Below are 24,647 nucleotides of genomic sequence, written 5' to 3'. Positions count from 1 at the left end.
CCGGTTACGCTTCCCGCCGCCCGCCAATGATGGGCCGTAACGCCGTCGCCACGTCGCAGCCGCTGGCGGCACAGGCGGGAATGAAAATGCTGCAGCTGGGCGGCAACGCCGTTGATGCGGCCATTGCCGCCGCGATGGCGCTGACGGTGGTTGAGCCGACCGGCAACGGGATCGGCAGCGACGCCTTTGCCATCGTCTGGGACGGTGAAAAGCTGCACGGCCTGAACGCGTCCGGTCGTTCGCCTGCAAGCTGGCATGCGGATCTGTTTGCCGGTAAAACCGCGGTGCCGGAAATTGGCTGGGACGCGGTGACCGTGCCGGGTGCGGTATCCGGCTGGGTTGCGCTGGCGGAACGCTTCGGCACGCTGCCGCTGACCACGCTGGCGCAGCCCGCCATTGACTACGCGCGCAACGGTTTCCCGGTCTCCCCGCTGATCGGCCATCTCTGGCAGCGCGGCTATAGCAAGCTGAAAGATCAGCCGGGTTTTAGCGCCTGCTTCGCGCCGGAAGGCCGCGCCCCGCGCGTGGGGGAAATCTTCCGTAATCCGGCGCAGGCGAACTCGCTGGAGCTGATTGCCCGCACCAACGGTGAAGCCTTTTACCGCGGCGAGCTGGCGCAAAAAATTGCCGCTTTCGCCAAAGAACACGGCGCACACCTGACGGCTGAAGATCTGGCAAACCATCGCGTGGACTGGGTAGAGCTGCTGTCGCGCGACTTCGCGGGCGGTTCGGTGCAGGAATTGCCGCCAAATGGCCAGGGGATCGCCACGCTGATTGCGCTCGGCATTCTGGAGCAGTGCGGCATTGAGCAGCATCATCCGGATTCCGTGCAGTCCCTGCACCTGTCCATTGAGGCGATGAAGCTGGCGCTGGCGGATCTCGACCGCTACGTGGCGGATGAAGACCATATGGCGTTCGCGGCGAAAGAGCTGCTGAGCGACCATTATCTGAAGTCGCGCGCGGCGCTTATCAATCACGAGCACGCCTCTGATTTTGTCTACGGTTCCCCGACCCAGAGCGGCACGGTCTACATCAGCACCGCCGACGCCAGCGGGATGATGGTCTCGTTTATTCAGTCCAACTACATGGGCTTCGGTTCAGGCATCGTGGTGCCGGATACGGGGATCAGCCTGCAAAACCGGGGCTGCGGTTTTGTGCTGGATCCCAATCACCCGAACGCGCTGGCGGGCAGCAAGCGACCGTTCCACACCATCATTCCGGGCTTTGCGATGGACGGCAACGGCCAGCCGCTGATGTCCTTCGGCGTGATGGGCGGCCCGATGCAGGCGCAGGGGCACATGCAGATGGCGCTGCGCATTATGCTGCACGGGCAAAACCCACAGGCGGCAATTGATGCCCCGCGCTGGCGCGTGGTGCAGGGCAGGGAGGTGATCGTTGAATCGACCTTCGATCGCAATACCATCGCCGCGCTGCGCGAGCGGAGGCATCAGATCGTGGTGGAAGATCCGCTTCAGGATTACAACTTCGGCGGGGCGCAGGTGATTTATCGCCTGCCGGAAGGACACTACGTGGCCGCGACGGAAAGCCGCAAAGACGGGCAGGCGCTGGTGAGTTAATGTTTTATCCTCCCTCTCCCGTTGGGAGAGGGGCGGGGTGAGGGGAAAATTTCACCCAATGCTAAACGGATCCGCATCCTGCCAGGCCGGAAACTTCTCGCGGTACTCCTGCAGCGCCGTCAGCGACAGTTCCGCATCAATGCGCGTCGCCTGATGCGGCTCGGCGGTGGCAATGATCTCGCCCTGCGGATTCACCACCCGGCTGTCGCCGCGGTAGTGATGCCCGTTGCCGTCGGTTCCCACGCGGTTACAGCCCACCACGTACGCCTGGTTCTCAATCGCGCGCGCCACCAGCAACGACTGCCAGTGCAGGGAGCGCGGTGCGGGCCAGTTGGCAACATAAAGCGCCAGGTCGTAATCATTGCGGTTGCGCGACCACACCGGGAAGCGCAGGTCGTAGCAGACCAGCGGCAGAATACGCCAGCCGCGCCACTCGAACACCACGCGCTCGTGACCCGCTTCATAGTGATGATGCTCATCCGCCATGCGGAACAGGTGGCGTTTATCGTAAAAATGCACTTTCCCTTCCGGCTCCACCAGCAGGAAGCGGTTCACCGGCCCGCGATCCGTTTGCAGGGCGGCGCTCCCGGCGATCAGCGCGTTGGTCTGCTGCGCTTTGGCATGCATCCAGGCGCCCACCTCATCCTGCGGCATTGACTGTTGTGCTGCTTCCATGGCGAAGCCGGTTGTGAACATCTCCGGCAGGACAATCACATCACGCCCGGTAATCTCTTCCAGTTGACGATCAAAGTGGCGCAGGTTGGCGGGGCTATCCATCCACACTAAAGGTTGCTGCAAAATCGAAATCTTCAAACCAGGCACGATACAGACTCCTCAAAAGACCGCTTTTTGACACTGTAGCACGTCATTACGAGAAAATGTGGCAATAAAAAACCCCGCGCGAGGCGGGGTTTGTATAAGCGAAACGCGTTACGCCGCTTCAGGCTTGCGGTGCTTCTCCGGCAGCTTTACCGGCTGCGTCGCCAGCTCGTCCGGCTCGAAATCATCCACGTTAATACTACGCAGACGGCTCTCTTCGGCTTTCACCAGCAGAGCAGCTTCATCTTTATTGATAATGCCGCCGGCGAGCGCCTGTTTTGCCAGTTCGTCCAGACGGGTAAACGGCAGGTTTTTGCCCAGCTGTTTACAGATTTTCTGGTGGATCGGATCGGCAGCCATCACGTCCAGCAGCGCCTCTTCCAGCAGACCCACCGGGTTATGCGGCGTCGGCGTCAGATACTGACCACGGCCGATACGGGAGCGGGTTGCGCTCGGTACCTGCAGGATCTTCGCCACCTTGTGGTCCAGCTTGTCGGACGGCGCCAGATGGTGACGACCGGTCGGGAAGATCACCGCGCGCAGGGCGCCCGCCACGAAGCGGTTCGGGAAGTTCGCCAGCAGGTCGTCAATCGCCTGTTCAGCCTGATACATCGCATCCTGCACGCCCCAGTGCACCAGCGGCAGATCCGCTTCCTGACGCCCTTCATCGTCGTAACGCTTCAGGACTGCGGAGGCCAGGAAGATCTGGCTCAGCACATCCCCCAGACGGGCAGAGATACGCTCGCGACGCTTCAGGCTACCGCCCAGCACCGCCATGGAGACGTCAGACAGCAGAGCCAGGTTGGCGCTAAGACGGTTCAGATGCTGGTAGTAACGTTTGGTCGCATCGCCGGTCGGCGTCGCGCTGGTAAGACCGCGCGTCAGGCCCAGCCAGAAGCTGCGCACCTTGTTGCTGCCCACGTGACCGATATGTTTGAAGAGCAGCTTATCGAAGGCATCGACGTCGTTGTTCTGCGCAGCGGCCATCTCTTCCAGCACGTACGGATGGCAGCGGATTGCGCCCTGACCGAAGATCATCATGCTGCGGGTCAGGATGTTTGCCCCTTCCACGGTGATGGCAATCGGTGCGCCCTGATAGCCGCGCGCCAGGAAGTTGCCTTCGCCGAGCATAATGCCTTTACCGCCCGCGATATCCATCGCGTCAATGATCGACTGCTGCGCGCGGTGGGTACAGTGGTACTTCACAATCGCGGACAGCACGGCCGGTTTTTCGCCCAGCATAATGCCGTAGGTAATCAGAGTAGCAGCGGCATCCATCACGTAGGCATTGCCCGCGATACGCGCCAGCGGCTCTTCGATACCTTCCATCTTGCCGATGGAGATTTTGAACTGACGGCGGATGTGGGCGTAAGCGCCAATCCCCATTGCGACCGACTTCAGACCGCCGGTTGAGTTCGACGGCAGGGTAATGCCGCGGCCCACGGACAGACATTCCACCAGCATACGCCAGCCCTGACCGGCCATTTTCGGGCCGCCGATGATGTAGTCAATCGGCACAAAGATGTCCTGACCGCGGGTCGGACCGTTCTGGAACGGCACGTTCAGCGGGAAGTGACGGCGACCAATTTCAACGCCTGGGGTAGAGGTTGGGATCAGCGCGCAGGTAATGCCAAGATCTTCTTCACCGCCCAGCAGTTTTTCCGGGTCAGAGAGCTTAAAGGCCAGACCCAGCACGGTGGCGATTGGCGCCAGGGTGATATAACGCTTGTTCCAGGTCAGGCGCATGCCCAGCACCTGCTCGCCCTGCCACTCGCCCATGCAGACCACGCCGGTGTCCGGGATCGCGCCTGCATCGGAGCCCGCTTCCGGGCTGGTCAGCGCGAAGCAAGGGATTTCCTGACCGCGTGCCAGACGCGGCAGGTAGTGATCTTTCTGCTCTTCGGTACCGTAATGCTGCAGCAGTTCGCCCGGGCCTAAGGAGTTAGGCACGCCAACGGTAATCGCCAGGATCCCGGAGACGCCTGCCAGCTTTTGCAGGACGCGAGCCTGAGCGTAAGCGGAGAATTCCAGACCGCCGTACTCTTTCTTGATGATCATCGCGAAGAAGCGATGTTCTTTCAGATACGCCCACAGCTCAGGCGGCAGATCGGCCATTTCATGGGTGATGGCAAAGTCGTTGGCCATACGGCACGCTTCTTCCACCGGGCCGTCAATAAAGGCCTGTTCTTCAGCGGTCAGGCGCGGCTGCGGATAGTTATGCAGCTTTTTCCAGTCCGGGTTGCCCTGGAACAGATCGCCTTCCCACCAGGTGGTGCCCGCATCAATCGCTTCTTTCTCGGTACGCGACATTGGCGGCATCACTTTGCGGAAGCCTTTGAACACCGGCGCAGAGATCATTGATTTACGCATCGGGGCCAGGTTAAACGGCAGAAGAATGATGGCAAGAGGGACTAAAAGCCAGATATTCCAGAGGCCTGCGACGCCAAGCGCAGCCGTCCAGGCCAGAAGAATCAGGCTGCTCAGGAATAAACTTACGCGGTGATAGAACAACACACCGAGCAGAACAACGGTTGCGAGAATGCTCAAAATCATCATAAAGAAAAGCTCCCTTGCTTGTAGGAGGTCTGACCACTTGTGATGATATGGTTGTAGTTGATGTTATTTCCTTTAGCAATGTGTTTACAAAATAATTACAACCTGGTTCACATTGTTCGCGTTTTAGCCGGCACAAAAAATCAAAACGCCGGACGTTTCGCATGGCTTTAGCTTCTCGCTTTTCCCGCTATCCGGTACACTCCACTGTGTTATTTCATCAATACTGAAGGATTATCCTCATGTACCAGGATCTTATTCGTAACGAACTGAACGAAGCGGCGGAAACGCTGGCGAACTTTCTGAAAGATGATGCCAATATTCACGCTATTCAGCGCGCAGCGGTCCTGCTTGCCGACAGCTTCAAAGCCGGTGGCAAAGTGCTCTCCTGCGGTAACGGCGGTTCCCACTGCGACGCGATGCACTTCGCAGAAGAGCTGACCGGACGCTATCGCGAAAACCGTCCGGGCTACCCGGCGATTGCGATTTCCGACGTGAGCCACATCTCCTGCGTAGGCAACGACTTCGGTTACGACCACATCTTCTCCCGCTACGTTGAAGCCGTAGGCCGTGAAGGCGACGTGCTGCTGGGGATCTCTACCTCCGGCAACTCCGGCAACGTGATCAAAGCGATCGCAGCCGCGCGTGAAAAAGGGATGAAAGTCATCACCCTGACCGGTAAAGATGGCGGTAAGATGGACGGTACGGCGGATGTCGAAATTCGCGTTCCGCACTTCGGTTATGCTGACCGTATTCAGGAAATTCACATCAAAGTGATCCACATCCTGATTCAACTGATCGAAAAAGAGATGGTTAAGTAAGACTTCGCTGGGGGCACTCTTGCCCCCGCTGTTGTGGAGGTATTGTATGTGCGAACTGCTCGGGATGAGCGCCAATGTGCCAACCGATATCTGCTTTAGTTTCACCGGGCTGGTTCAGCGCGGTGGAGGAACCGGGCCGCATAAAGACGGCTGGGGCATCACCTTCTACGAAGGCAAAGGGTGTCGCACGTTCAAAGATCCACAGCCCAGCTTTAACTCACCGATTGCCAAACTGGTGCAGGACTACCCCATCAAGTCCCGCTCGGTGATCGCCCACATCCGCCAGGCTAACCGCGGCGAAGTGGCGTTGGAAAACACCCATCCGTTTACCCGCGAGCTGTGGGGCCGAAACTGGACCTACGCGCACAACGGGCAGCTTACGGGCTATAAGTCGCTGGAGACGGGCAATTTCCGCCCTGTTGGCGAAACGGACAGCGAAAAAGCCTTCTGCTGGCTGCTGCACAAGCTGACGGAGCGCTATCCCCGCACGCCCGGCAACATGACTGCCGTATTCAAATACATCGCGACGCTGGCATCTGAACTGCGTGAAAAAGGCGTGTTCAACATGCTGCTCTCTGACGGCCGCTATGTGATGGCGTTCTGCTCGACGAATCTGTTCTGGATCACCCGCCGTGCGCCGTTTGGCGTCGCGACGCTGCTCGATCAGGATGTGGAGATAGACTTTCAGAAGGAGACCACACCGAACGATGTGGTCACTGTTATCGCAACGCAGCCGCTGACGGGCAACGAAACCTGGCAAAAGATTATGCCAGGCGAGTGGGTGCTATTTTGTCTCGGGGACCGTGTAATTTGACGCCAGCTGCGGGTGGACGACTTCGTGGCTCAGCGGTTTGCTGACCACGTAACGGCCATCGACGATAGAGACCACAGGTGGCTTGTGGGTCTGCTCAAAGTAGTCGTAACCAGGCTTCAGCTGTTTCCAGAAATCCGCGTAGTATGAGTACTTGTGACGCGCCATGTTGGCGTCCGTCATGCGGAACGGATAGATGCTGACCTGTACGTTAGGCTGCCCAAAGACCAGCGCGCCCGTCACGAACTGGAAAATCTCATCAATGCCGGAGTCGGTCATCGCATAACAGCCGATAGACACGCAGGCACCGTGGATCATCAGATATTTACCTTCATAACCGTGTGCACGGTCATAGGCATTCGGGAAGCCGATGTTAATGGCTTTATAGAAGCGGCTGTCAGGCTTGAGCTGGCTGCGCTGAACGTTGTAGAACCCTTCCGGACTTTTGAAGTCGCCCTGACGCTGTTTTGGCCCCAGTCCGCCGGAGTAGTTACAAATTTTGTAACTATCAAGCAGCTGATATGTCTCGCCCATTTTCACAAACAGATCGAGAGTGCGCTCTTCCTTGAAGATCTGAATATAAACCGGCGATCCCATTAACTGCTGTTTATATTCCTTGCTGACCGGCGTCGTTGAGCTATTACTGCTGAGCAGTCCGGCAAACGACATGCACGGCATCAGAAGCATCGCAATGAACAATGCGATTTTACGCATACTACTAGTTCCTTGATAAAACCATGACCAACTTGCCAGGACGGCAAAAGAGACCCGAAATCAGATTATTCTGTTAGGAGCGCTCACATTAGCACCGCTATAGATTTTCGCAAGAGCCGGACGGTGAGTTTACAAATTAGTTTTACTTTATAAACCATCAAAATTGCGATGGCTCCAGGAACTTTGCGCATTAGCTCGCAATTTGGCGCGCGCGCCAGCGGATTCCCTGCCCGCGGGAAGGGGAAAATGTTACACTTTGCGCCCACTGGATTGTTGTTCATGGAAACCTGCTAACCACATGTTTAAAATTAAAAAAGGACTTGATCTGCCGATTGCAGGCGTGCCAGCGCAGCACGTTTCGACAGGCGCAAGTGTCCGTCATGTCGCCATTTTGGGCGAAGACTACCTGGGGATGCGTCCTTCAATGCTGGTACAGGAGGGCGATCGCGTTATCAAAGGACAGACGCTCTTTGAGGACAAAAAAAATCCCGGCGTGATGTTCACAGCCCCCGCGAGCGGCACCGTTGTGACCATCAACCGTGGCGAACGGCGCGTTCTGCAGTCGGTGGTTATCCGCATTGAGGGCGATGACAAGCGTGAATTTGCCCATTACGACACCGCAGAGCTCGCGTCGCTGAACCGTGACGCCGTTCAGGATCAGCTCCTGGCGTCCGGTTTATGGACCGCGCTTCGTACGCGCCCCTTCAGCAAATCCCCTGTTCCGGGCACGGAACCGGCCGCGATTTTTGTCACGGCCATCGACACCAACCCGCTCAGCGTGGACCCGGAACCGGTTATCCTGGCGCAGCGAAAAGCTTTTGATGCAGGACTCACTATTCTAACCCGCCTCACGCCCGGAAAAGTGCACATTTGTCAGGCCGGCGGCGGCAAGCTTGGCGGCCATCCGCTGGGGCAGGTCACGTTTAATGAATTTTCTGGCCCGCATCCGGCGGGGCTGGCCGGGACGCACATCCATTTCCTTGAGCCAGTCAGCCTGACGAAACAGGTCTGGCACCTTAATTATCAGGACGTCATCGCCATCGGTAAGCTCTTTACTACGGGTGAACTCTGCGCTGAACGGATAATCGCCATCGGCGGACCGCAGGCTGCAAATCCGCGCCTGGTGAAGACGCTGCTGGGCGCTGACATCAACGAACTGCTGGTGGGGGAAACGAAAGAGGGCGAAAACCGCCTGATTTCCGGCTCGGTCCTCAGCGGACGCCATGCTGCCAATGCGCACGCGTACCTGGGACGCTTCCATTTGCAGGTCAGCATAGTGCAGGAAGGGCGGGAGAAAGAGCTGTTTGGCTGGGTTCTGCCAGGCGCGGAAAAATACTCCGTCACCCGAACCACGCTGGGCCACTTCCTGCGTAATAAGCTGTTTAGCTTCTCAACCAGCACGCACGGCGGCGAGCGCGCCATGGTCCCGATTGGCAACTATGAGCGCGTCATGCCGCTGGATATTCTGCCCACCGTGCTGTTGCGCGATCTCCTTGCCGGTGATACCGACGGCGCGCAGGCGCTGGGCTGTCTGGAGCTTGACGAAGAAGATCTGGCGCTCTGTACCTATGTCTGTCCGGGCAAATACGAATATGGACCGGTATTGCGCGAGGTGTTAACCCGCATTGAGCAGGAAGGATAACCGATGGGCTTAAAACACCTCTTTGAAAAAATTGAGCCGCACTTTACCGAAGGGAAGCTCAAAAAGTACTACCCGCTGTATGAAGCAACGACAACCATTTTCTACACTCCCGGGCTGGTGACGAAAGGGGCGGCGCACGTTCGCGATGCCATCGACCTGAAACGCATGATGATCCTGGTGTGGTTTGCGGTCTTCCCCGCGATGTTCTGGGGAATGTACAACGTCGGCCTGCAGACCATTCCGGCGCTGCACCACATGTACGATGCACAGCAGCTGGCGCAGGTGATCCAGTCCGACTGGCACTACCGTCTGGCCCAGTCGTTAGGGGTGAGCTTTGCCGCAGATGCGGGCTGGCTGAGCATGATGACGCTGGGCGCGGTTTTCTTCCTGCCGATTTACATCACGGTATTTGTCGTGGGCGGCTTCTGGGAAGTGCTGTTTGCCATTATCCGTAAACATGAGATCAACGAAGGCTTCTTCGTGACCTCTATTTTGTTTGCCCTGATTGTTCCCCCGACGCTACCGCTCTGGCAGGCGGCGCTTGGCATCAGCTTCGGCGTGGTGATTGCTAAAGAGATCTTCGGCGGCACCGGGCGGAACTTCCTCAACCCGGCGCTGGCGGGACGCGCGTTTCTGTTCTTTGCTTATCCGGCGCAAATCTCGGGCGACCTGGTGTGGACGGCGGCGGACGGTTTTTCCGGCGCGACGCCGCTTTCACAGTGGGCGGCACACGGCGGCGAAACGCTGGTTAACAACGCGACGGGTCAGCCAGTCACCTGGTTTGATGCCTTTATTGGCAACATTCCGGGCTCCATCGGAGAAGTCTCTACGCTGATGATTTTGCTTGGCGGCGCGATCATTCTTTTTGGTCGCGTGGCCTCCTGGCGGATCGTTGCGGGCGTAATGATCGGCATGGTGCTGACTGCCACCCTGTTCAACGTAATCGGCTCGACTACCAATCCGATGTTCTCCATGCCGTGGTACTGGCATCTGGTGCTGGGTGGCTTCGCGTTCGGCATGATGTTCATGGCGACGGACCCCGTCTCTGCCTCGTTTACTGACAAAGGTAAATGGAGCTATGGCGTGCTCATTGGCTCGATGTGCGTCCTGATCCGCGTGGTTAACCCGGCGTACCCGGAAGGGATGATGCTGGCCATTCTGTTTGCCAACCTGTTTGCGCCGCTCTTCGATTATCTGGTGGTGCGGGCCAACATTAAGCGGAGGAAGGCGCGTGGCTGAGGTTAAAAATAACGACAGCATCAGCAAAACGCTGCTGGTGGTGCTGGTGCTCTGTCTGGTCTGTTCTATTGTCGTGGCCGGTTCTGCCGTGGGGTTAAAACCTCTGCAGCAGGAGCAACGTGCGCTGGATAAACAGCGCAACATTCTGGCCGTCGCCGGGCTGATGCAGGAAGGAATGAGCGCAGATGACGTTTCGGCCGTCTTTGCTGAACGTATTTCAGCGCGTCTGGTAGATTTAAAAACGGGTGAACTGCTGGATAAAGACCCGGCAAAATTCAACCAGGCGCTGGCGCTTAAAGATCCGCAGATGAGCCTGACCCTGGAGGCATCGCAAGATCCCGCCGGGATTAAGCGTCGCAGCAACCTGGCCGAAATCTATCTGGTTCGCGACCCCCAAAAACGTATTCAGGAAGTGGTACTGCCTGTTTACGGTAACGGTCTGTGGTCAATGATGTATGCCTTTGTGGCCCTTGATACCGATGGGCGCACGGTCAAAGGCATTACGTATTACGACCAGGGCGAAACGCCGGGGCTGGGTGGCGAAGTTGAAAACCCTAACTGGCGGGCACAGTTTGTCGGCAAGAAAGTGCTCGACGATAACGGCCTGCCTGCGCTGAAGGTGATGAAAGGGGCGGCACGTCCCGGTGACGACTACGCCGTTGACGGGCTTTCCGGCGCCACGCTCACCTCAAAAGGCGTGCAGCACAGTTTTGATTTCTGGATGGGCGAGCTGGGCTTTGGTCCTTTCCTGAAAAACGTACGTGAAGGAGCGCTGAACAATGGCTGATACCGGTGAACTGAAAGAAGTTAAAAAGGTGCTCATTGGCCCACTGCTCGCCAATAACCCGATCACGCTCCAGGTTCTGGGTGTCTGTTCGGCTCTGGCGGTGACGACCAAGCTGGAAACGGCGGTTGTGATGACGCTGGCGGTCACGCTGGTCACGGCGTTCTCCAGCATGTTTATCTCGATGATCCGCCACCACATCCCCAACAGCGTGAGGATCATCGTGCAGATGGCGATCATCGCCTCGCTGGTGATCGTGGTCGATCAGCTGCTGCGCGCCTTCGCCTATGAAACCTCCAAACAGCTCTCGGTGTTTGTCGGGCTGATTATCACCAACTGTATCGTCATGGGGCGTGCGGAAGCCTACGCCATGAAAATGCCGCCGCTGGCGAGCTTTATGGACGGCATCGGCAACGGCCTTGGCTACGGCGTGATCCTGCTGACCGTGGGGTTCCTGCGCGAGCTGATTGGCAGCGGCAAGCTGTTTGGCATCACGGTGCTGGACACGGTGCAGAACGGCGGCTGGTATCTGCCAAACGGCCTGTTCCTGCTGGCCCCTAGCGCGTTTTTCATTATCGGTTTGTTGATCTGGCTGATTCGTACGCTGAAGCCAGAACAGCAGGAAAAGGAGTAACCGACGATGGCTCATTACCTGAGTTTGTTTGTGCGGGCGGTGTTTGTTGAAAACATGGCGCTCGCGTTTTTCCTCGGCATGTGTACGTTCCTTGCAGTTTCCAAAAAAGTGTCGACGGCATTTGGTCTCGGTATCGCGGTCACCGTGGTGCTCGGCTTATCTGTACCGATCAACAATCTGGTGTACAACTTTGTGCTGCGGGACGGCGCGCTGGTGGAAGGGGTTGATCTCAGCTTCCTGAACTTCATCACCTTTATCGGGGTGATCGCGGCGCTGGTGCAAATCCTCGAGATGATCCTCGATAAGTATTTCCCGTCGCTCTACAACGCGCTGGGGATCTTCCTGCCGCTGATCGCGGTGAACTGCGCCATCTTTGGCGGCGTCTCGTTTATGGTGCAGCGTGATTACAACTTCAGCGAATCCGTAGTGTACGGTTTTGGTTCCGGCATCGGCTGGATGCTGGCGATTGTCACCATGGCGGGGATCCGCGAGAAAATGAAATATGCCAACGTGCCTGCGGGTCTGCGTGGCCTGGGGATCACCTTTATCACCACCGGGCTGATGGCGCTGGGCTTTATGTCCTTCTCCGGTGTGCAGCTGTAAGGGCAAACAGATGGAAATTATCCTTGGCGTGGTGATGTTCACGCTGATTGTACTGGTGCTGTCAGGGCTTATTCTGGCGGCGCGCGCGAAGCTGGTGAATTCCGGCGATGTGGTCATTGATATTAACGACGAGCCGCAGAATCAGATCCGCACGCCGGCGGGAGACAAGCTGCTCAACACGCTCTCCGGTAACGGCATTTTTGTCTCCTCAGCCTGCGGCGGCGGCGGTTCCTGTGGGCAGTGCCGCGTGACGGTAAAAGAGGGCGGTGGCGATATTCTGCCAACCGAGCTGGCGCATATCACAAAGCGTGAGGCAAAAGAGGGCTGTCGTCTGGCCTGCCAGGTCGCGGTGCGCCAGAACATGAAGATTGAGCTGCCGGAAGAGATCTTCGGCGTCAAAAAATGGGAGTGCGAGGTTATCTCTAATGATAACAAAGCCACCTTTATTAAAGAGCTGAAGCTGCGGGTGCCGGAAGGCGAGCATGTCCCGTTCCGCGCCGGAGGATACATTCAGATTGAGTGCCCGGAGCACGCTGTGGCCTATGCGGACTTTGACGTGCCGCATGAGTACCGCGCCGACTGGGACAAATTCAATCTCTTCCGCTTTGTATCTGAGGTGAAAGAGCCGACGCTGCGCGCCTACTCGATGGCCAACTACCCGGAAGAGAAGGGCATCATCATGCTCAACGTGCGTATCGCCACGCCGCCACCGAATGTGCCGGATGCACCGCCGGGCGTCATGTCTTCATACATCTGGTCCCTGAAACCTGGCGATAAGGTGACGATCTCCGGCCCGTTCGGGGAATTCTTCGCGAAAGATACCGACGCGGAAATGGTGTTTATCGGCGGCGGTGCCGGTATGGCCCCGATGCGCTCGCACATCTTTGACCAGCTCAAGCGGCTGGGTAGCCAGCGTAAGATCAGCTTCTGGTACGGAGCGCGCTCGCTGCGCGAGATGTTCTATGAAGATGAGTTTGAACAGCTGGCGCGTGAAAACCCGAACTTCACCTTCCATGTGGCGCTTTCCGATCCGCAGCCGGAAGATAACTGGACGGGCTATACGGGGTTCATCCACAACGTGCTGTATGAAAACTACCTCAAACAGCACCCGGCGCCTGAGGACTGCGAGTTCTATATGTGTGGTCCGCCGATGATGAACGCCGCCGTGATTAAGATGCTGAAAGATCTCGGTGTCGAAGATGAGAACATCTTGCTCGATGACTTTGGAGGCTGATGATGCTGACGTTTCTGGCAACCTTTGTGGTGTTTGTGCTTGTCATCTTCGGCATGTCGTTAGGCTGGATCGTTAAGCGGAAAAGCATTCAGGGCAGCTGCGGCGGTATTTCCTCTATTGGGATGGAAAAGGTTTGCGACTGCCCGGAACCGTGCGATGCGCGGAAGAAAAGGATGGCCCGCGAACAGCAGCGCATTATTTAATTTTTTTGTAGGCCGGGTAAGGCAAATCCGCCACCCGGCATTCTTACATCTGCTTCTCAATCCTCATTTGTTTACTGTATACTTATCCAGTGATGAGTGAGGGCTTACTATGCGCAAAATAATCCATGTCGATATGGACTGCTTTTTTGCCGCAGTGGAGATGCGTGACAACCCGGCGCTGCGGGATATTCCCATCGCCATTGGCGGCAGCCGCGTTCAGCGTGGTGTCATCAGCACCGCCAACTATCCTGCGCGCAAATTTGGCGTGCGCAGCGCGATGCCAACGGCGATGGCCTTAAAGCTCTGCCCTCATCTCACGCTTCTGCCCGGCCGGTTTGAAGCCTATAAAGAGGCTTCCCTTCATATTCGGGAAATCTTCTCCCGCTATACTTCTTTGATAGAGCCGCTGTCGCTGGACGAAGCCTATCTGGATGTGACCGACAGCGTGCACTGCCACGGCTCTGCCACGCTGATGGCGCAGGAGATCCGTCAGACGATTTTCAACGAGCTGAATCTGACGGCATCGGCGGGCGTCGCGCCCGTTAAATTCCTCGCCAAAATCGCCTCCGATTTAAATAAGCCCAACGGTCAGTACGTCATCACGCCTGACGAGGTGCCGGCGTTTTTGAAAACGCTGCCGCTCGGCAAAATACCTGGGGTAGGAAAAGTCTCCGCCGCAAAGCTGGAAAGCATGGGGCTACGGACCTGCGAAGATGTGCAGCGAAGCGATCTCGCCATGCTGCTCAAGCGCTTTGGAAAGTTTGGCCGCGTGCTGTGGGAGCGTAGCCAGGGGATTGACGATCGCGATGTGAACAGCGAACGGCTACGAAAATCCGTCGGCGTTGAGCGCACCCTCAGTGAAGATATTCATGACTGGTCCGAATGCGAAACCATTATCACGGAACAGCTTTACCCGGAGCTGGAACGACGCTTAAGCAAGGTGAAGCCGGACCTGCTGATTGCCCGTCAGGGTATCAAATTAAAATTCAACGACTTCCAGCAGACCACGCAGGAACACGTCTGGCCGCGTCTGAATAAGGACGATCTCATTGCGACGGCGAAAAAGGCATGGGAAGAGCGCCGGGGCGGGCGAGGGGTGAGGCTGGTGGGATTGCACGTCACGCTGCTGGATCCGCAGTTAGAGCGACAGCTGGTTTTGGGATTGTAAAAAAGCCCGGTGCGCTATGCTTACCGGGCCTACGTTTTTCACCCTCTCCTTTTGGGAGAGGGCTGGGGTGAGGGTATTACTTAACAGGGATCGCTTTCAGCAGTTCAGTCAGCAGCGTCCAGTAGTGACCGACGCTTTCGATATGAACCTGCTCATCCGGCGAGTGCGGACCGGTAATGGTTGGCCCGATGGACACCATGTCCATGTCCGGATACGGTTTCTTGAACAGACCACATTCCAGACCGGCGTGGATCACCTGAATGTTCGGCGTGCTGTTGAACAGACGCTGATAGGTTTCACGCACCAGCGCCATCACCGGAGAACTTGCATCCGGCTGCCAGCCCGGGTAGCTGCCTTTGGCAGACGTTTTCGCGCCCGCCAGCGTGCCCAGAGATTCCAGCATGCTCACCACGTACTCTTTACCGCTGTCGATAAGGGAGCGGATCAGGCAGATGATTTCCGCGCTGTCGTCGCTCATGGTCACCACGCCCACGTTCAGTGAGGTTTCCACCACGCCTTTCGCCACGTCAGAGTTGCGGATCACGCCGTTTGGCGTCGCGTTCAGCAGCTGAACGAAAGTGTCACGAGACTGCGCGGTCAGCGCGGCTTTATCTGTAGATACAGATTCCAGCACTACGGTCAGGTTTTTCTCTTTCGCCGACAGTTCGTTTTTCAGGATATCCAGGTATACGCTGGAGAGTTTTTTCAGCTCGTCCGCTTTTGCCGCGGGAACCGCTACGGTGGCGAACGCTTCGCGCGGAATCGCGTTACGCAGGGTGCCGCCGTTGAAGTCCACCAGACGCAAATCCAGCTCGGCCGCATGGCCTGCCAGGAAGCGCGCCAGCAGCTTGTTGGCGTTACCCAGACCCAGGTGAATATCGCCGCCGGAGTGGCCGCCTTTCAGCCCTTTCAGCGTCAGCTTGAAGGTCTGGAAGCCAGCAGGAATCGCTTCGCGCGACAGCGGCAGCGTAGAGATGAAATCAATCCCGCCCGCGCAGCCCATGTAGATCTCGCCTTCTTCTTCGGAGTCGGTGTTGATCAGGATGTCCGCCTGCAGCCAGTTCGCCTGCAGACCGAACGCGCCGTCCATGCCCGCTTCTTCGGTCATGGTCAGCAGCACTTCCAGCGGACCGTGCTCAACGCTGTCGTCGGCCAGCACGGCCAGCGCAGAGGCCATACCGATGCCGTTATCCGCGCCAAGCGTGGTGCCGCGTGCTTTCACCCAGTCGCCGTCGATGTACGGTTGAATCGGGTCTTTGGTGAAGTCGTGAACGGTGTCGTTGTTCTTCTGTGGCACCATGTCCAGGTGTGCCTGCAGCACAACCGGTTTACGGTTTTCCATCCCTGCGGTAGCAGGTTTGCGGATCAGAATGTTGCCAACCTGGTCACGTTCAGCATGCAGACCTTTTTCCTTCGCCCAGCCCATAATATGTTCGGCAAGCTGTTCTTCGTGGTAGGAAGGGTGTGGAATGGAGCAGATTTTCGCAAAAATATCCCACAGCGGCTGCGGAGATAATTGAGACAGTTCAGACACGATAAGTCTCCTTGTCGAGGCGCTGCAAACAGGGTTGCAGGTCACAGGGTTAGCAGGTTAATAGTTACCACAAGTCAGGCTTGCGAGATGAAACTGAGAATACCACTTTCTCTGCTGGCTGGTAGCATAAAGCATGTAAAAACTCAGGCAGAGGGCGCTAAACACTGGTTTTTAGTGCGTCAGATCTCTATAATCTCGCGCAACCTATTTCCCCCTCGAACACTTTTTAAGCCGTATAAAAACAGGCTGGGACACTTCACATGAGCGAAAAATACGTCGTCACCTGGGACATGTTGCAGATTCACGCACGCAAACTGGCTGCGCGTCTGATGCCTTCCGAACAGTGGAAAGGCATTATTGCCGTCAGCCGTGGCGGTCTGGTACCGGGGGCGCTGCTGGCACGTGAGCTGGGTATTCGTCATGTCGATACCGTTTGCATCTCCAGCTATGACCATGACAACCAGCGTGAGCTGACCGTGCTGAAACGTGCGGAAGGCGACGGCGAAGGTTTCATCGTTATTGATGACCTGGTAGATACCGGTGGTACTGCGGTCGCTATTCGCGAAATGTATCCGAAAGCACATTTCGTCACTATCTTCGCAAAGCCTGCTGGCCGCCCGCTGGTTGACGATTACGTGATTGATATCCCGCAGGACACCTGGATTGAACAGCCATGGGATATGGGCGTGGTCTTCGTACCGCCTATTTCAGGCCGTTAATACCAGTACGTAACTTTACACGCCCGGCTATGTCGGGCGTTGTTCTTTTTGGCCTGCCACGCGTTACAATAGTCTTCATATGACGTATTCATGGAGGCAACGCAATGACGCAGGCGAATCTCACTGAGACTCTCTTCAAACCCCGTTTCAAACACCCTGAAACGTCGACGCTGGTGCGTCGCTTCAATCCGGGTACCCAGCCTGCCGTCCAGTCCGCGTTAGACGGTAAAAATGTGCCTCACTGGTATCGCATGATTAACCGCCTGATGTGGATCTGGCGCGGTATTGATCCCCGTGAAATCCTTGATGTGCAGGCACGTATCGTGATGAGTGAATCTGAACGGACCGACAGCGAGCTTTACGATACGGTGGTGGGCTACCGTGGCGGAAACTGGATCTACGAGTGGTCTAAACAGGCGATGCTCTGGCAGCAAAAAGCCAGCCAGGAAGAGGACGCCACGCGCAGCGGCAAGCACTGGCTGCATGCGGCCAATCTCTACGCCATCGCCGCGTATCCGCATCTAAAAGGTGATGAGCTGGCGGAGCAGGCCCAGGCGCTGGCGAACCGTGCTTATGAAGAGGCGGCGCAGCGTTTGCCGGGCCAAATGCGCGAGCTTGAGTTCAGCATTCCAGGTGGCGCACCCGTCACCGGGTTCCTGCATATGCCGGAAGGCGACGGCCCGTTCCCGACCGTCCTCATGTGCGGCGGGCTGGATTCGCTGCAAATTGATTATTACAGCCTGTATGAGCGCTACTTCGCACCAAAAGGGATCGCGATGCTGACGCTTGATATGCCTTCAATTGGTTTCTCATCCAAATGGAAACTGACTCAGGATTCCAGCCTGCTGCACCAGCATGCGCTCAAAGCGCTGGAAAACATTCCGTGGGTTGACCACACCCGCGTGGCGGCTTTCGGCTTCCGTTTCGGCGCGAACGTCGCGGTGCGTCTGGCTTACCTTGAATCTTCTCGTCTGAAAGCCGTCGCCTGCCTCGGCCCGGTCGTACACGCTCTGCTCAGCGATCCTGCACGCCAGGGGAGCGTACCTGAAATGTACCTTGATGTGCTGGCCAGCCGCCTTGGCATGCATGATGCATCAGACGAAGCGCTGCGCGTTGAGCTCAATCGCTACTCGTTAAAAACGCAGGGGTTGCTGGGACGTCGCTGCCCAACGCCGATGCTGTCTGGGTTCTGGAAAAACGATCCGTTCAGCCCGGAAGAAGAGTCGCGATTAATCACTTCGTCATCTGCGGATGGCAAATTGCTTGAGGTGCCGTTCAGCCCGGTCTATCAGAATTTTGACAAATCACTGAAAGAGATTACGCGCTGGATCGCTCAGAGATTGTGTTAATAGATTGCTAAATTTCGCTGGTTTGGTAAAACAGTGGCTTCACAAAAGGAGATCGCAATGACGTTACCGAGTGGACACCCGAAAAGTAGACTAATTAAGAAGTTTATGGCTCTCGGCCCGTATATTCGAGAAGAGCAGTGTGAAGAGAATCGCTTTTTTTTCGACTGCCTGGCTGTATGCGTCAACGTGAAGCCTGCACCCGAAAAACGTGAATTCTGGGGCTGGTGGATGGAAATGGAAGCAGAGGAAAAACGCTTTACGTATAGCTACCAGTTTGGCCTGTTTAATAAAGACGGCAACTGGCAGGCGACCACGATTAAAGATCAGGAAGTGATTGACCGCCTGGAATATACGCTAAAAGAGTTTCACGATAAGGCACGCGCACTGCTGGCTACCCTGGATCTCAAGTTCGAACCCGCGGATGACTTTTCCAGCGAAGCGGTGAAGCTGACTGCCTGATGGTGTCACAGCGCCGGGTGGCGGCTTCGCCTTACCCGGCCTACAAATTCTCCCTCTCACCGTGGGAGAGGGGCGGGGTGAGGGCACCAGACCGCATTAATCCCGACAATAAAAAACCGGCATCAAGCCGGTTTTTTATTTCACATCATCAGAACTGGTAGGTCATACCCAGTGCAACGATGTCATCGCTGCTCACGCCCAGTTTATTTTTGTCGTCAATCTGGTTGATTTTATAATCAACAAAGGTGGACATATTTTTGTTGAAGTAATAGGTCGCGCCAACGTCAATATATTTCACCAGATCTTCGTCGCCAATACCTTCGATATCTTTGCCTTTAGACTGGACATAGCCCAGTGACGGGCGCAGACCAAAGTCGAACTGATATTGCGCGACAACCTCAAAGTTCTGCGCTTTATTTGCAAACCCGCCGGAAATTGGCGTCATATTGCGGGTTTCAGAATACATCGCAGCCAGATAAATATCGTTCGCATCATATTTCAGACCGGTTGCCCAGGCTTCTGCTTTCTGGCCCTGGCCGCGCGCCAGCAGGTTCTGAGCGTTGGTGCGGTCAGAGTTGGTGTAGGCGCCGCTGACGGCGAAATCGCTGCCGCCGAAGTCATAGGTCAGAGAGGTACCAAAACCGTCGCCGTTCTGTTTCTTGGCGTCACGGTTTTCGTTTTTGCCCTGGTACTGCAGCGTCATGTCCAGACCGTCAACCGCGCCGAAGAAGTCGGTATTGCGGTAGGTCGCCAGGCCGGTAGCACGCTTGGTCATGAAGTTATCGGTTTGTGCGGAAGAGTCACCGCCGAATTCAGGGAACATATCGGTCCATGCTTCGACGTCATACAGGGCACCCAAGTTACGACCGTAATCCAGTGAACCAAAGTTTTTCAGCTTAAGACCAGCAAACGCCAGACGCGTCTTCTGAGAGGAGTCGCTCTCAGCTTTGTTACCTGCAAATTCAGATTCCCAACGGCCATAGCCCGTCAGCTGATCGTTAATCTGCGTTTCGCCTTTAAAACCGAAACGAACGTAAGTCTGATCGCCATCTTTGGTGGCATCATCGCTGATGTAGTGCATGGCTTTCACTTTGCCGTACACGTCCAGCTTATTACCATTTTTATTATAAACTTCAGCTGCGTGAACGGATGCAGAAGCCACTACGCCCATAACCATTAATGCCAGAGTGCTCTTTTTCATTTTCGATCCTGTCTTATAAACGCGCTAAAAAATTCGCTGGACGATAAGCTCATGCTTAAGTCCCGTGAAAAAACAGGAAGGGTTTTATCGTTCTGGAATGAAACTTTTATGACAAACTAAGAATAATTTTAAAAAACTGTGATTTATTATTTCGGTAATAAAAGTGTCAAATTCTCCCGCTACGCTTCCTGATCCCGCGCAACAAAGTGTTTCGCGATGTGCTAAGGCAGTTGGCAACGGGGCTGACTCCTGTTAAAACGTTCGTTCGACATTACTTTCCCTTATCGTTGAACGGCAGAGAATCATGAGTGACAGCCAGACGCTGGTGGTAAAACTCGGTACCAGTGTTTTAACAGGCGGATCGCGCCGCCTAAATCGCGCCCACATTGTTGAGCTTGTACGTCAGTGCGCTCAGCTACATGCCGCAGGGCATCGTATTGTGATTGTGACCTCCGGGGCGATTGCCGCCGGGCGTGAACACCTGGGTTACCCCGAACTCCCCGCGACGATCGCTTCCAAGCAGCTGCTGGCCGCCGTGGGGCAAAGCCGACTCATTCAACTCTGGGAACAGTTGTTCTCCATCTATGGCATTCACGTCGGGCAGATGCTGCTGACGCGTGCGGATATGGAAGACAGAGAGCGCTTCCTGAACGCCCGCGATACCCTGCGCGCGCTGCTGGACAATAATATTGTTCCGGTCATTAACGAGAACGATGCCGTTGCTACCGCTGAAATCAAAGTGGGTGATAACGATAACCTCTCGGCGCTGGCCGCGATTCTGGCCGGTGCCGATAAATTACTGCTGCTGACCGATCAGCAGGGGCTGTTCACCGCCGATCCGCGCTCCAACCCGGAAGCCGAGCTGATTACTGACGTTCAAGGAATCGACGATGCGCTGCGCGCCATCGCCGGTGACAGCGTTTCAGGCCTCGGAACGGGCGGTATGGGGACCAAGCTGCAGGCCGCTGACGTCGCGTGCCGCGCCGGTATCGACACCATCATTGCAGCGGGCAGCCGCCCCGGCGTGATTGGCGACGTAATGGAAGGTATCTCAGTCGGCACCCGCTTCCACGCCCAGGAATCCCCGCTGGAAAACCGCAAGCGCTGGATATTTGGCGCGCCTCCTGCTGGCGAACTCGTCGTCGATGAAGGGGCTACCGCCGCGATTCTGGAACGAGGAAGTTCATTACTTCCTAAAGGAATTAAAAGCGTGACAGGCAACTTCTCTCGTGGTGAAGTGATCCGTATCCGTAACCTCGAAGGCCGCGACATCGCCCACGGCGTAAGCCGCTATAACAGCGATGCCCTGCGCCGCATCGCGGGTCACCACTCGCAGCAGATCGACGCCATTCTGGGCTATGAATATGGTCCGGTTGCCGTGCATCGCGATGACATGATTATTCGTTAAGGAGCCAGAACATGCTGGAACAAATGGGCGCCGCCGCGAAGGCTGCCTCTTACAAACTGGCGCTCCTTTCCAGCCGCGAGAAAAACCGCGTGCTGGAAAAAATCGCTGATTATCTGGAATCACAGTCCCAGGAGATTTTGCTCGCCAACGAGCAGGATTTACTGGAAGCGCGCCGTAACGGCTTGAGCGAAGCGATGCTCGACCGCCTGGCGCTGACGCCGGCGCGCCTGAAAGGCATCGCCGACGATGTCCGCCAGGTCTGCAATCTGGCCGACCCGGTCGGGCAGGTGATCGACGGCGGGCTGCTCGACAGCGGTTTACGCCTGGAGCGCCGCCGCGTGCCGCTCGGCGTCATCGGCGTCATTTATGAAGCTCGTCCAAACGTGACGGTGGATGTTGCCTCCCTGTGCCTCAAAACCGGTAACGCCGCTATTCTGCGCGGTGGGAAAGAGACATGGCGCACCAACGCCGCCACGGTGAAAGTCATTCAGCAGGCTCTGGAAGAGTGTGGCTTACCGGCGGGTGCCGTACAGGCGATCGAGAGCCCAGACCGCGCGCTGGTCAACGAAATGCTGCGCATGGACAAATACATCGACATGCTCATCCCACGCGGTGGCGCGGGCCTGCACAAGCTGTGCCGCGAGCAGTCGACGATTCCGGTGATCACCGGCGGTATCGGCGTGTGTCATATTGTTGTCGACGACAGCGCTGAGATTGAACCGGCGCTGAAGATAATCGTTAACGCGAAAACCCAGCGTCCAAGCACCTGTAACACCGTAGAAACGCTGCTGGTGCATCAGGAGATTGCGAACACCTTCCTGCCGGCTCTGAGCAAACAGATGGCAGAGAGCGGCGTGACGCTGCACGCTGACGCCAGCGCGCTCGCGCTGCTTCAGGATGGCCCGGCTAACGTTGTTCCCGTAAATGCGGAGCAGTACGACGATGAGTTTCTGTCACTGGATCTGAACGTGAAAATCGTTGCCGATCTCGACGACGCCATTGCGCACATCCGTGAACACGGCACGCAGCATTCTGACGCGATCCTGACGCGCACCCTGCGCAATGCCGATCGCTTCGTGAACGAAGTGGATTCTTCAGCGGTATATGTGAATGCCTCCACCCGCTTCACCGACGGCGGCCAGTTCGGCCTCGGCGCAGAGGTGGCGGTCAGCACGCAGAAACTGCACGCGCGCGGCCCGATGGGACTGGAAGCGCTGACCACGTACAAGTGGATCGGCTTCGGTGACGATACGATTCGTGCGTAAATAATCACGGGTGATGCAAAAATAGCCGTTTGATTCAAAAGGGCATTGACGCATCACCCGGATAGATCTAACCTTTTGCCCCGTGGTTACGCTCGTAACCGGCCTCTCAGGGCCGATATAGCTCAGTTGGTAGAGCAGCGCATTCGTAATGCGAAGGTCGTAGGTTCGACTCCTATTATCGGCACCATCTAAGAAAATCAATCGCTTAGCGTAAAGTATCTAACGGATTGCATCTTCAATTATCATCCTTGATAACACCTGGTAAACGCCTTTGCGTTGTATCAGCTCAAGGATTATTCAACGTACTGGCGGGTAGTTACCAGGCGCAAGCCCGAACAGCATTAGAAATTATACCATCCCTTGAAGCTGAAAGAGTTACCGGACTCTCTAAACACATTACCTGAACACTTAGCGATACGTTCCGCGCTTCGTGCGGCGCTCAATAATTCTACACGTCGAGATGACGTTGCAGAAAATAAACAGGCGTAATGTTGGTAAGAGTTGGCGCGAGCGGCTATCAACATGTTTTAACCTACCGATCATGGAGCTAAATGGTTTGTATTGCTAGAAATCTAATAAATTGTACAAACATCATGGATCGTTAACCTTAAATTGTCGAAATGCCTTGGCACCACCCAGACGACAAGAAAGAGGATAGAGTCTGCCGAAAAGTTTCGGCTGGATTGCTATAAAGTTCATCAGTATGATTGCTGGCACAATCAGTGATTGAGAAACAATTTCTGAGTGATAAAGGACGATACGATATGAAAGTGACTGATGAGGCGTTGTTACGTTCAGGATTTACACCATCAGATTTGCAGAAGATAAAAAACAACGTTGAAAGCTACGGCGGAACCATGGGGGAAGCGATTCAGGATCTGGCTAATCGATTCAGGGGTGTTTTATGGATAACATCGGCATGTTTGATGGTTTTTATCCTTTTAGTGTTGTTTATTGCGAAAGAAACCGTCGTGGGTGGTGGGATATCAATTCTGATCGCAATAGTCATCGTTGCATTTATTCAGCCTCCAGTCCTTTCTTACAAATCCTGGCGGTTCTGGAGAAAATTCAGAGGCTAATAGTTCGATGTGTCAGTAGAAATCAGGTCAAATATTACTTTAGCCTTAAGTCCATAACCTACTATTTTCATTGTTAATTTGGGACGGCTCATCGTGTCGACCTTGCGATAGAAATCACGGGGCATCCATTTAAATAGCCTCCATGCCTCGGGTCTTCTGGCTAATCCAAATATGCTATATACACTTGCAGTTAACGTAATAGCGTTATAAATCGCAAGTCCTGTTTCAGGCTTGAAACCCATAAACTGGGCCGCTTCCATAGTGCCATCAGCCACAAAGCCCTCTGTTTTGTATTGTTTCCCATATATTCCAGGAATCATTTCTTTTGACAGACCGTTAATGCCATCTGTTACAAGGATAGCCCCTGCCAGCATACCAAAAGTGGACTGACCCCACGCCCGTAGACAAATTCTGTCCTCACGATGAGGCCTGTTCGAAGGCCTCCGGACTGACGCCGCCGAGGTGACTGTGGCGCCGGGCCCGTTTGTAGAACACTTCAATGCCACCGAACTTCTTACGTCAGGCGTAAAAGGTGGCGTCAGAAAAACACCCCTTGATGAGTATGTCCTTACGTTGCTAATGAAAACATTACTGCCATCGTGTTTTGTTAATTAATGGAGAGAGAGCAATGTTTCAAATGTCTAAAAGTGTACATATTAATTGTTGTAAACAATTTTGATGATATATAAATTATCCCCCGAAGTATTGGAGGGTCAGGGCAAATCTTTCTCTTTATATAATATTGAATTATACAGCATGCGTATTCCGCTCTGATCGATCATGTTTTCGCGTGGAACGTCGATCAGCGATTCGCAGCTGATCGATCATCCG

At 55.7% G+C, this 24,647-nt stretch carries 23 protein-coding genes and 1 tRNA gene; 18 read left to right on the top strand and 6 right to left on the bottom strand.

Translation table 11 applies throughout. The features are described 5' to 3' along the window. The coding region (locus DEO48_RS25015; protein ID WP_109846593.1) for a gamma-glutamyltransferase family protein at positions 1-1,577 on the top strand (1,577 nt) is incomplete at its 5' end. Between the two features lie 51 nt (positions 1,578-1,628). Here DEO48_RS25015 and DEO48_RS25010 read toward each other — a convergent pair. Further along, on the bottom strand, positions 1,629-2,399 hold the full coding sequence (locus tag DEO48_RS25010) for an amidohydrolase (RefSeq protein WP_109846592.1): 771 nt from the start codon (positions 2,397-2,399) through the stop codon (positions 1,629-1,631). A gap of 108 nt (positions 2,400-2,507) precedes the next feature. Then, positions 2,508-4,952, bottom strand: a complete 2,445-nt coding sequence (fadE, locus tag DEO48_RS25005) for an acyl-CoA dehydrogenase FadE (protein WP_109846591.1) — start codon at positions 4,950-4,952, stop codon at positions 2,508-2,510. 239 nt (positions 4,953-5,191) lie between these two features. Between fadE and lpcA the strand changes: the two genes are divergently transcribed. Both lpcA and DEO48_RS24995 read left to right on the top strand, forming a co-directional pair. Further along, a complete protein-coding gene (lpcA, locus tag DEO48_RS25000; RefSeq protein ID WP_010427884.1) occupies positions 5,192-5,770 on the top strand; it encodes a D-sedoheptulose 7-phosphate isomerase in 579 nt (192 codons plus the stop codon). A gap of 46 nt (positions 5,771-5,816) precedes the next feature. Further along, complete coding sequence (locus DEO48_RS24995) at positions 5,817-6,584, top strand: class II glutamine amidotransferase (RefSeq protein ID WP_023310496.1); 768 nt, start codon at positions 5,817-5,819, stop codon at positions 6,582-6,584. On the opposite strand, the gene dpaA is transcribed toward DEO48_RS24995, so the two are convergent. Further along, on the bottom strand, positions 6,555-7,295 hold the full coding sequence (gene dpaA, locus DEO48_RS24990; protein ID WP_023310497.1) for a peptidoglycan meso-diaminopimelic acid protein amidase: 741 nt from the start codon (positions 7,293-7,295) through the stop codon (positions 6,555-6,557). The two genes, DEO48_RS24995 and dpaA, sit on opposite strands and share 30 nt — an antisense overlap. Before the next feature lie 298 nt (positions 7,296-7,593). On the opposite strand from dpaA, the gene DEO48_RS24985 reads away from it, so the two are divergent. The 8 genes from DEO48_RS24985 (at position 7,594) to dinB (ending at position 14,802) form a co-directional block, all read left to right on the top strand. Next, positions 7,594-8,937, top strand: coding sequence for a Na(+)-translocating NADH-quinone reductase subunit A (locus tag DEO48_RS24985; protein WP_109846590.1), 1,344 nt, complete (start codon positions 7,594-7,596; stop codon positions 8,935-8,937). 3 nt (positions 8,938-8,940) lie between these two features. Beyond that, complete coding sequence (locus DEO48_RS24980; RefSeq protein ID WP_109846589.1) at positions 8,941-10,176, top strand: NADH:ubiquinone reductase (Na(+)-transporting) subunit B; 1,236 nt, start codon at positions 8,941-8,943, stop codon at positions 10,174-10,176. Next, on the top strand, positions 10,169-10,963 hold the full coding sequence (locus DEO48_RS24975; RefSeq protein WP_033144700.1) for a Na(+)-translocating NADH-quinone reductase subunit C: 795 nt from the start codon (positions 10,169-10,171) through the stop codon (positions 10,961-10,963). Before DEO48_RS24980 ends, DEO48_RS24975 begins: the two co-directional genes overlap by 8 nt. Continuing rightward, complete coding sequence (locus DEO48_RS24970) at positions 10,956-11,594, top strand: NADH:ubiquinone reductase (Na(+)-transporting) subunit D (protein WP_014882676.1); 639 nt, start codon at positions 10,956-10,958, stop codon at positions 11,592-11,594. The genes DEO48_RS24975 and DEO48_RS24970 overlap by 8 nt, the downstream gene beginning before the upstream one ends. Before the next feature lie 6 nt (positions 11,595-11,600). Continuing rightward, entirely contained in the window at positions 11,601-12,197 is a 597-nt protein-coding gene (gene nqrE / locus DEO48_RS24965; protein WP_008500255.1) for an NADH:ubiquinone reductase (Na(+)-transporting) subunit E, read from the top strand. A gap of 10 nt (positions 12,198-12,207) precedes the next feature. Continuing rightward, complete coding sequence (gene nqrF, locus DEO48_RS24960; protein WP_023310501.1) at positions 12,208-13,431, top strand: NADH:ubiquinone reductase (Na(+)-transporting) subunit F; 1,224 nt, start codon at positions 12,208-12,210, stop codon at positions 13,429-13,431. Continuing rightward, entirely contained in the window at positions 13,431-13,634 is a 204-nt protein-coding gene (nqrM, locus tag DEO48_RS24955) for a (Na+)-NQR maturation NqrM (protein WP_023615899.1), read from the top strand. Before nqrF ends, nqrM begins: the two co-directional genes overlap by 1 nt. A 109-nt stretch (positions 13,635-13,743) precedes the next feature. Beyond that, positions 13,744-14,802: a DNA polymerase IV gene (gene dinB / locus DEO48_RS24950; RefSeq protein ID WP_023310503.1), complete on the top strand. Its 1,059-nt coding sequence runs from the start codon at positions 13,744-13,746 to the stop codon at positions 14,800-14,802. Positions 14,803-14,878: 76 nt separating this feature from the next. On the opposite strand, the gene pepD is transcribed toward dinB, so the two are convergent. Then, a complete protein-coding gene (gene pepD, locus DEO48_RS24945) occupies positions 14,879-16,336 on the bottom strand; it encodes a cytosol nonspecific dipeptidase (protein ID WP_023334617.1) in 1,458 nt (485 codons plus the stop codon). A 260-nt stretch (positions 16,337-16,596) separates the two neighbouring features. On the opposite strand from pepD, the gene gpt reads away from it, so the two are divergent. The 3 genes from gpt (at position 16,597) to crl (ending at position 18,863) form a co-directional block, all read left to right on the top strand. Beyond that, complete coding sequence (gene gpt / locus DEO48_RS24940; RefSeq protein WP_010427903.1) at positions 16,597-17,055, top strand: xanthine phosphoribosyltransferase; 459 nt, start codon at positions 16,597-16,599, stop codon at positions 17,053-17,055. Between the two features lie 104 nt (positions 17,056-17,159). Beyond that, complete coding sequence (frsA, locus tag DEO48_RS24935) at positions 17,160-18,404, top strand: esterase FrsA (RefSeq protein WP_109846588.1); 1,245 nt, start codon at positions 17,160-17,162, stop codon at positions 18,402-18,404. A 57-nt stretch (positions 18,405-18,461) separates the two neighbouring features. After that, positions 18,462-18,863, top strand: a complete 402-nt coding sequence (gene crl, locus DEO48_RS24930; RefSeq protein ID WP_023310506.1) for a sigma factor-binding protein Crl — start codon at positions 18,462-18,464, stop codon at positions 18,861-18,863. Between the two features lie 148 nt (positions 18,864-19,011). Here the strand turns inward: crl and phoE are convergent, their stop codons facing one another. Next, the gene (gene phoE, locus DEO48_RS24925; RefSeq protein ID WP_047648644.1) at positions 19,012-20,064 is read right to left on the bottom strand and encodes a phosphoporin PhoE; all 1,053 of its coding nucleotides are present in this window, start codon (positions 20,062-20,064) and stop codon (positions 19,012-19,014) included. 304 nt (positions 20,065-20,368) lie between these two features. Between phoE and proB the strand changes: the two genes are divergently transcribed. From proB to DEO48_RS24905, 4 genes are all read left to right on the top strand, one after another. Continuing rightward, positions 20,369-21,472 carry a glutamate 5-kinase gene (proB, locus tag DEO48_RS24920; protein WP_023310508.1) on the top strand — a complete coding sequence of 368 codons (1,104 nt, stop codon included), beginning with the start codon at positions 20,369-20,371 and terminating at the stop codon, positions 21,470-21,472. A gap of 11 nt (positions 21,473-21,483) precedes the next feature. Beyond that, entirely contained in the window at positions 21,484-22,737 is a 1,254-nt protein-coding gene (gene proA, locus DEO48_RS24915) for a glutamate-5-semialdehyde dehydrogenase (protein ID WP_109846587.1), read from the top strand. A gap of 111 nt (positions 22,738-22,848) precedes the next feature. After that, positions 22,849-22,924: transfer RNA gene (locus DEO48_RS24910), tRNA-Thr, on the top strand. Positions 22,925-23,501: 577 nt separating this feature from the next. Then, a complete protein-coding gene (locus tag DEO48_RS24905; protein ID WP_109846586.1) occupies positions 23,502-23,816 on the top strand; it encodes a hypothetical protein in 315 nt (104 codons plus the stop codon). Here DEO48_RS24905 and DEO48_RS24900 read toward each other — a convergent pair. Further along, the gene (locus tag DEO48_RS24900; protein WP_109846585.1) at positions 23,813-24,190 is read right to left on the bottom strand and encodes a DUF4225 domain-containing protein; all 378 of its coding nucleotides are present in this window, start codon (positions 24,188-24,190) and stop codon (positions 23,813-23,815) included. The two genes, DEO48_RS24905 and DEO48_RS24900, sit on opposite strands and share 4 nt — an antisense overlap. Between the last annotated feature and the right edge of the window lie 457 nt (positions 24,191-24,647).

It is taken from the genome of Enterobacter sp. CGMCC 5087, from assembly GCF_003144775.1.
Classification (GTDB): Bacteria; Pseudomonadota; Gammaproteobacteria; order Enterobacterales; family Enterobacteriaceae; genus Enterobacter; species Enterobacter cloacae_M.
Note: the sequence above shows the minus strand (reverse complement) of the source record. Positions and strands in the feature narration are given on the sequence as shown.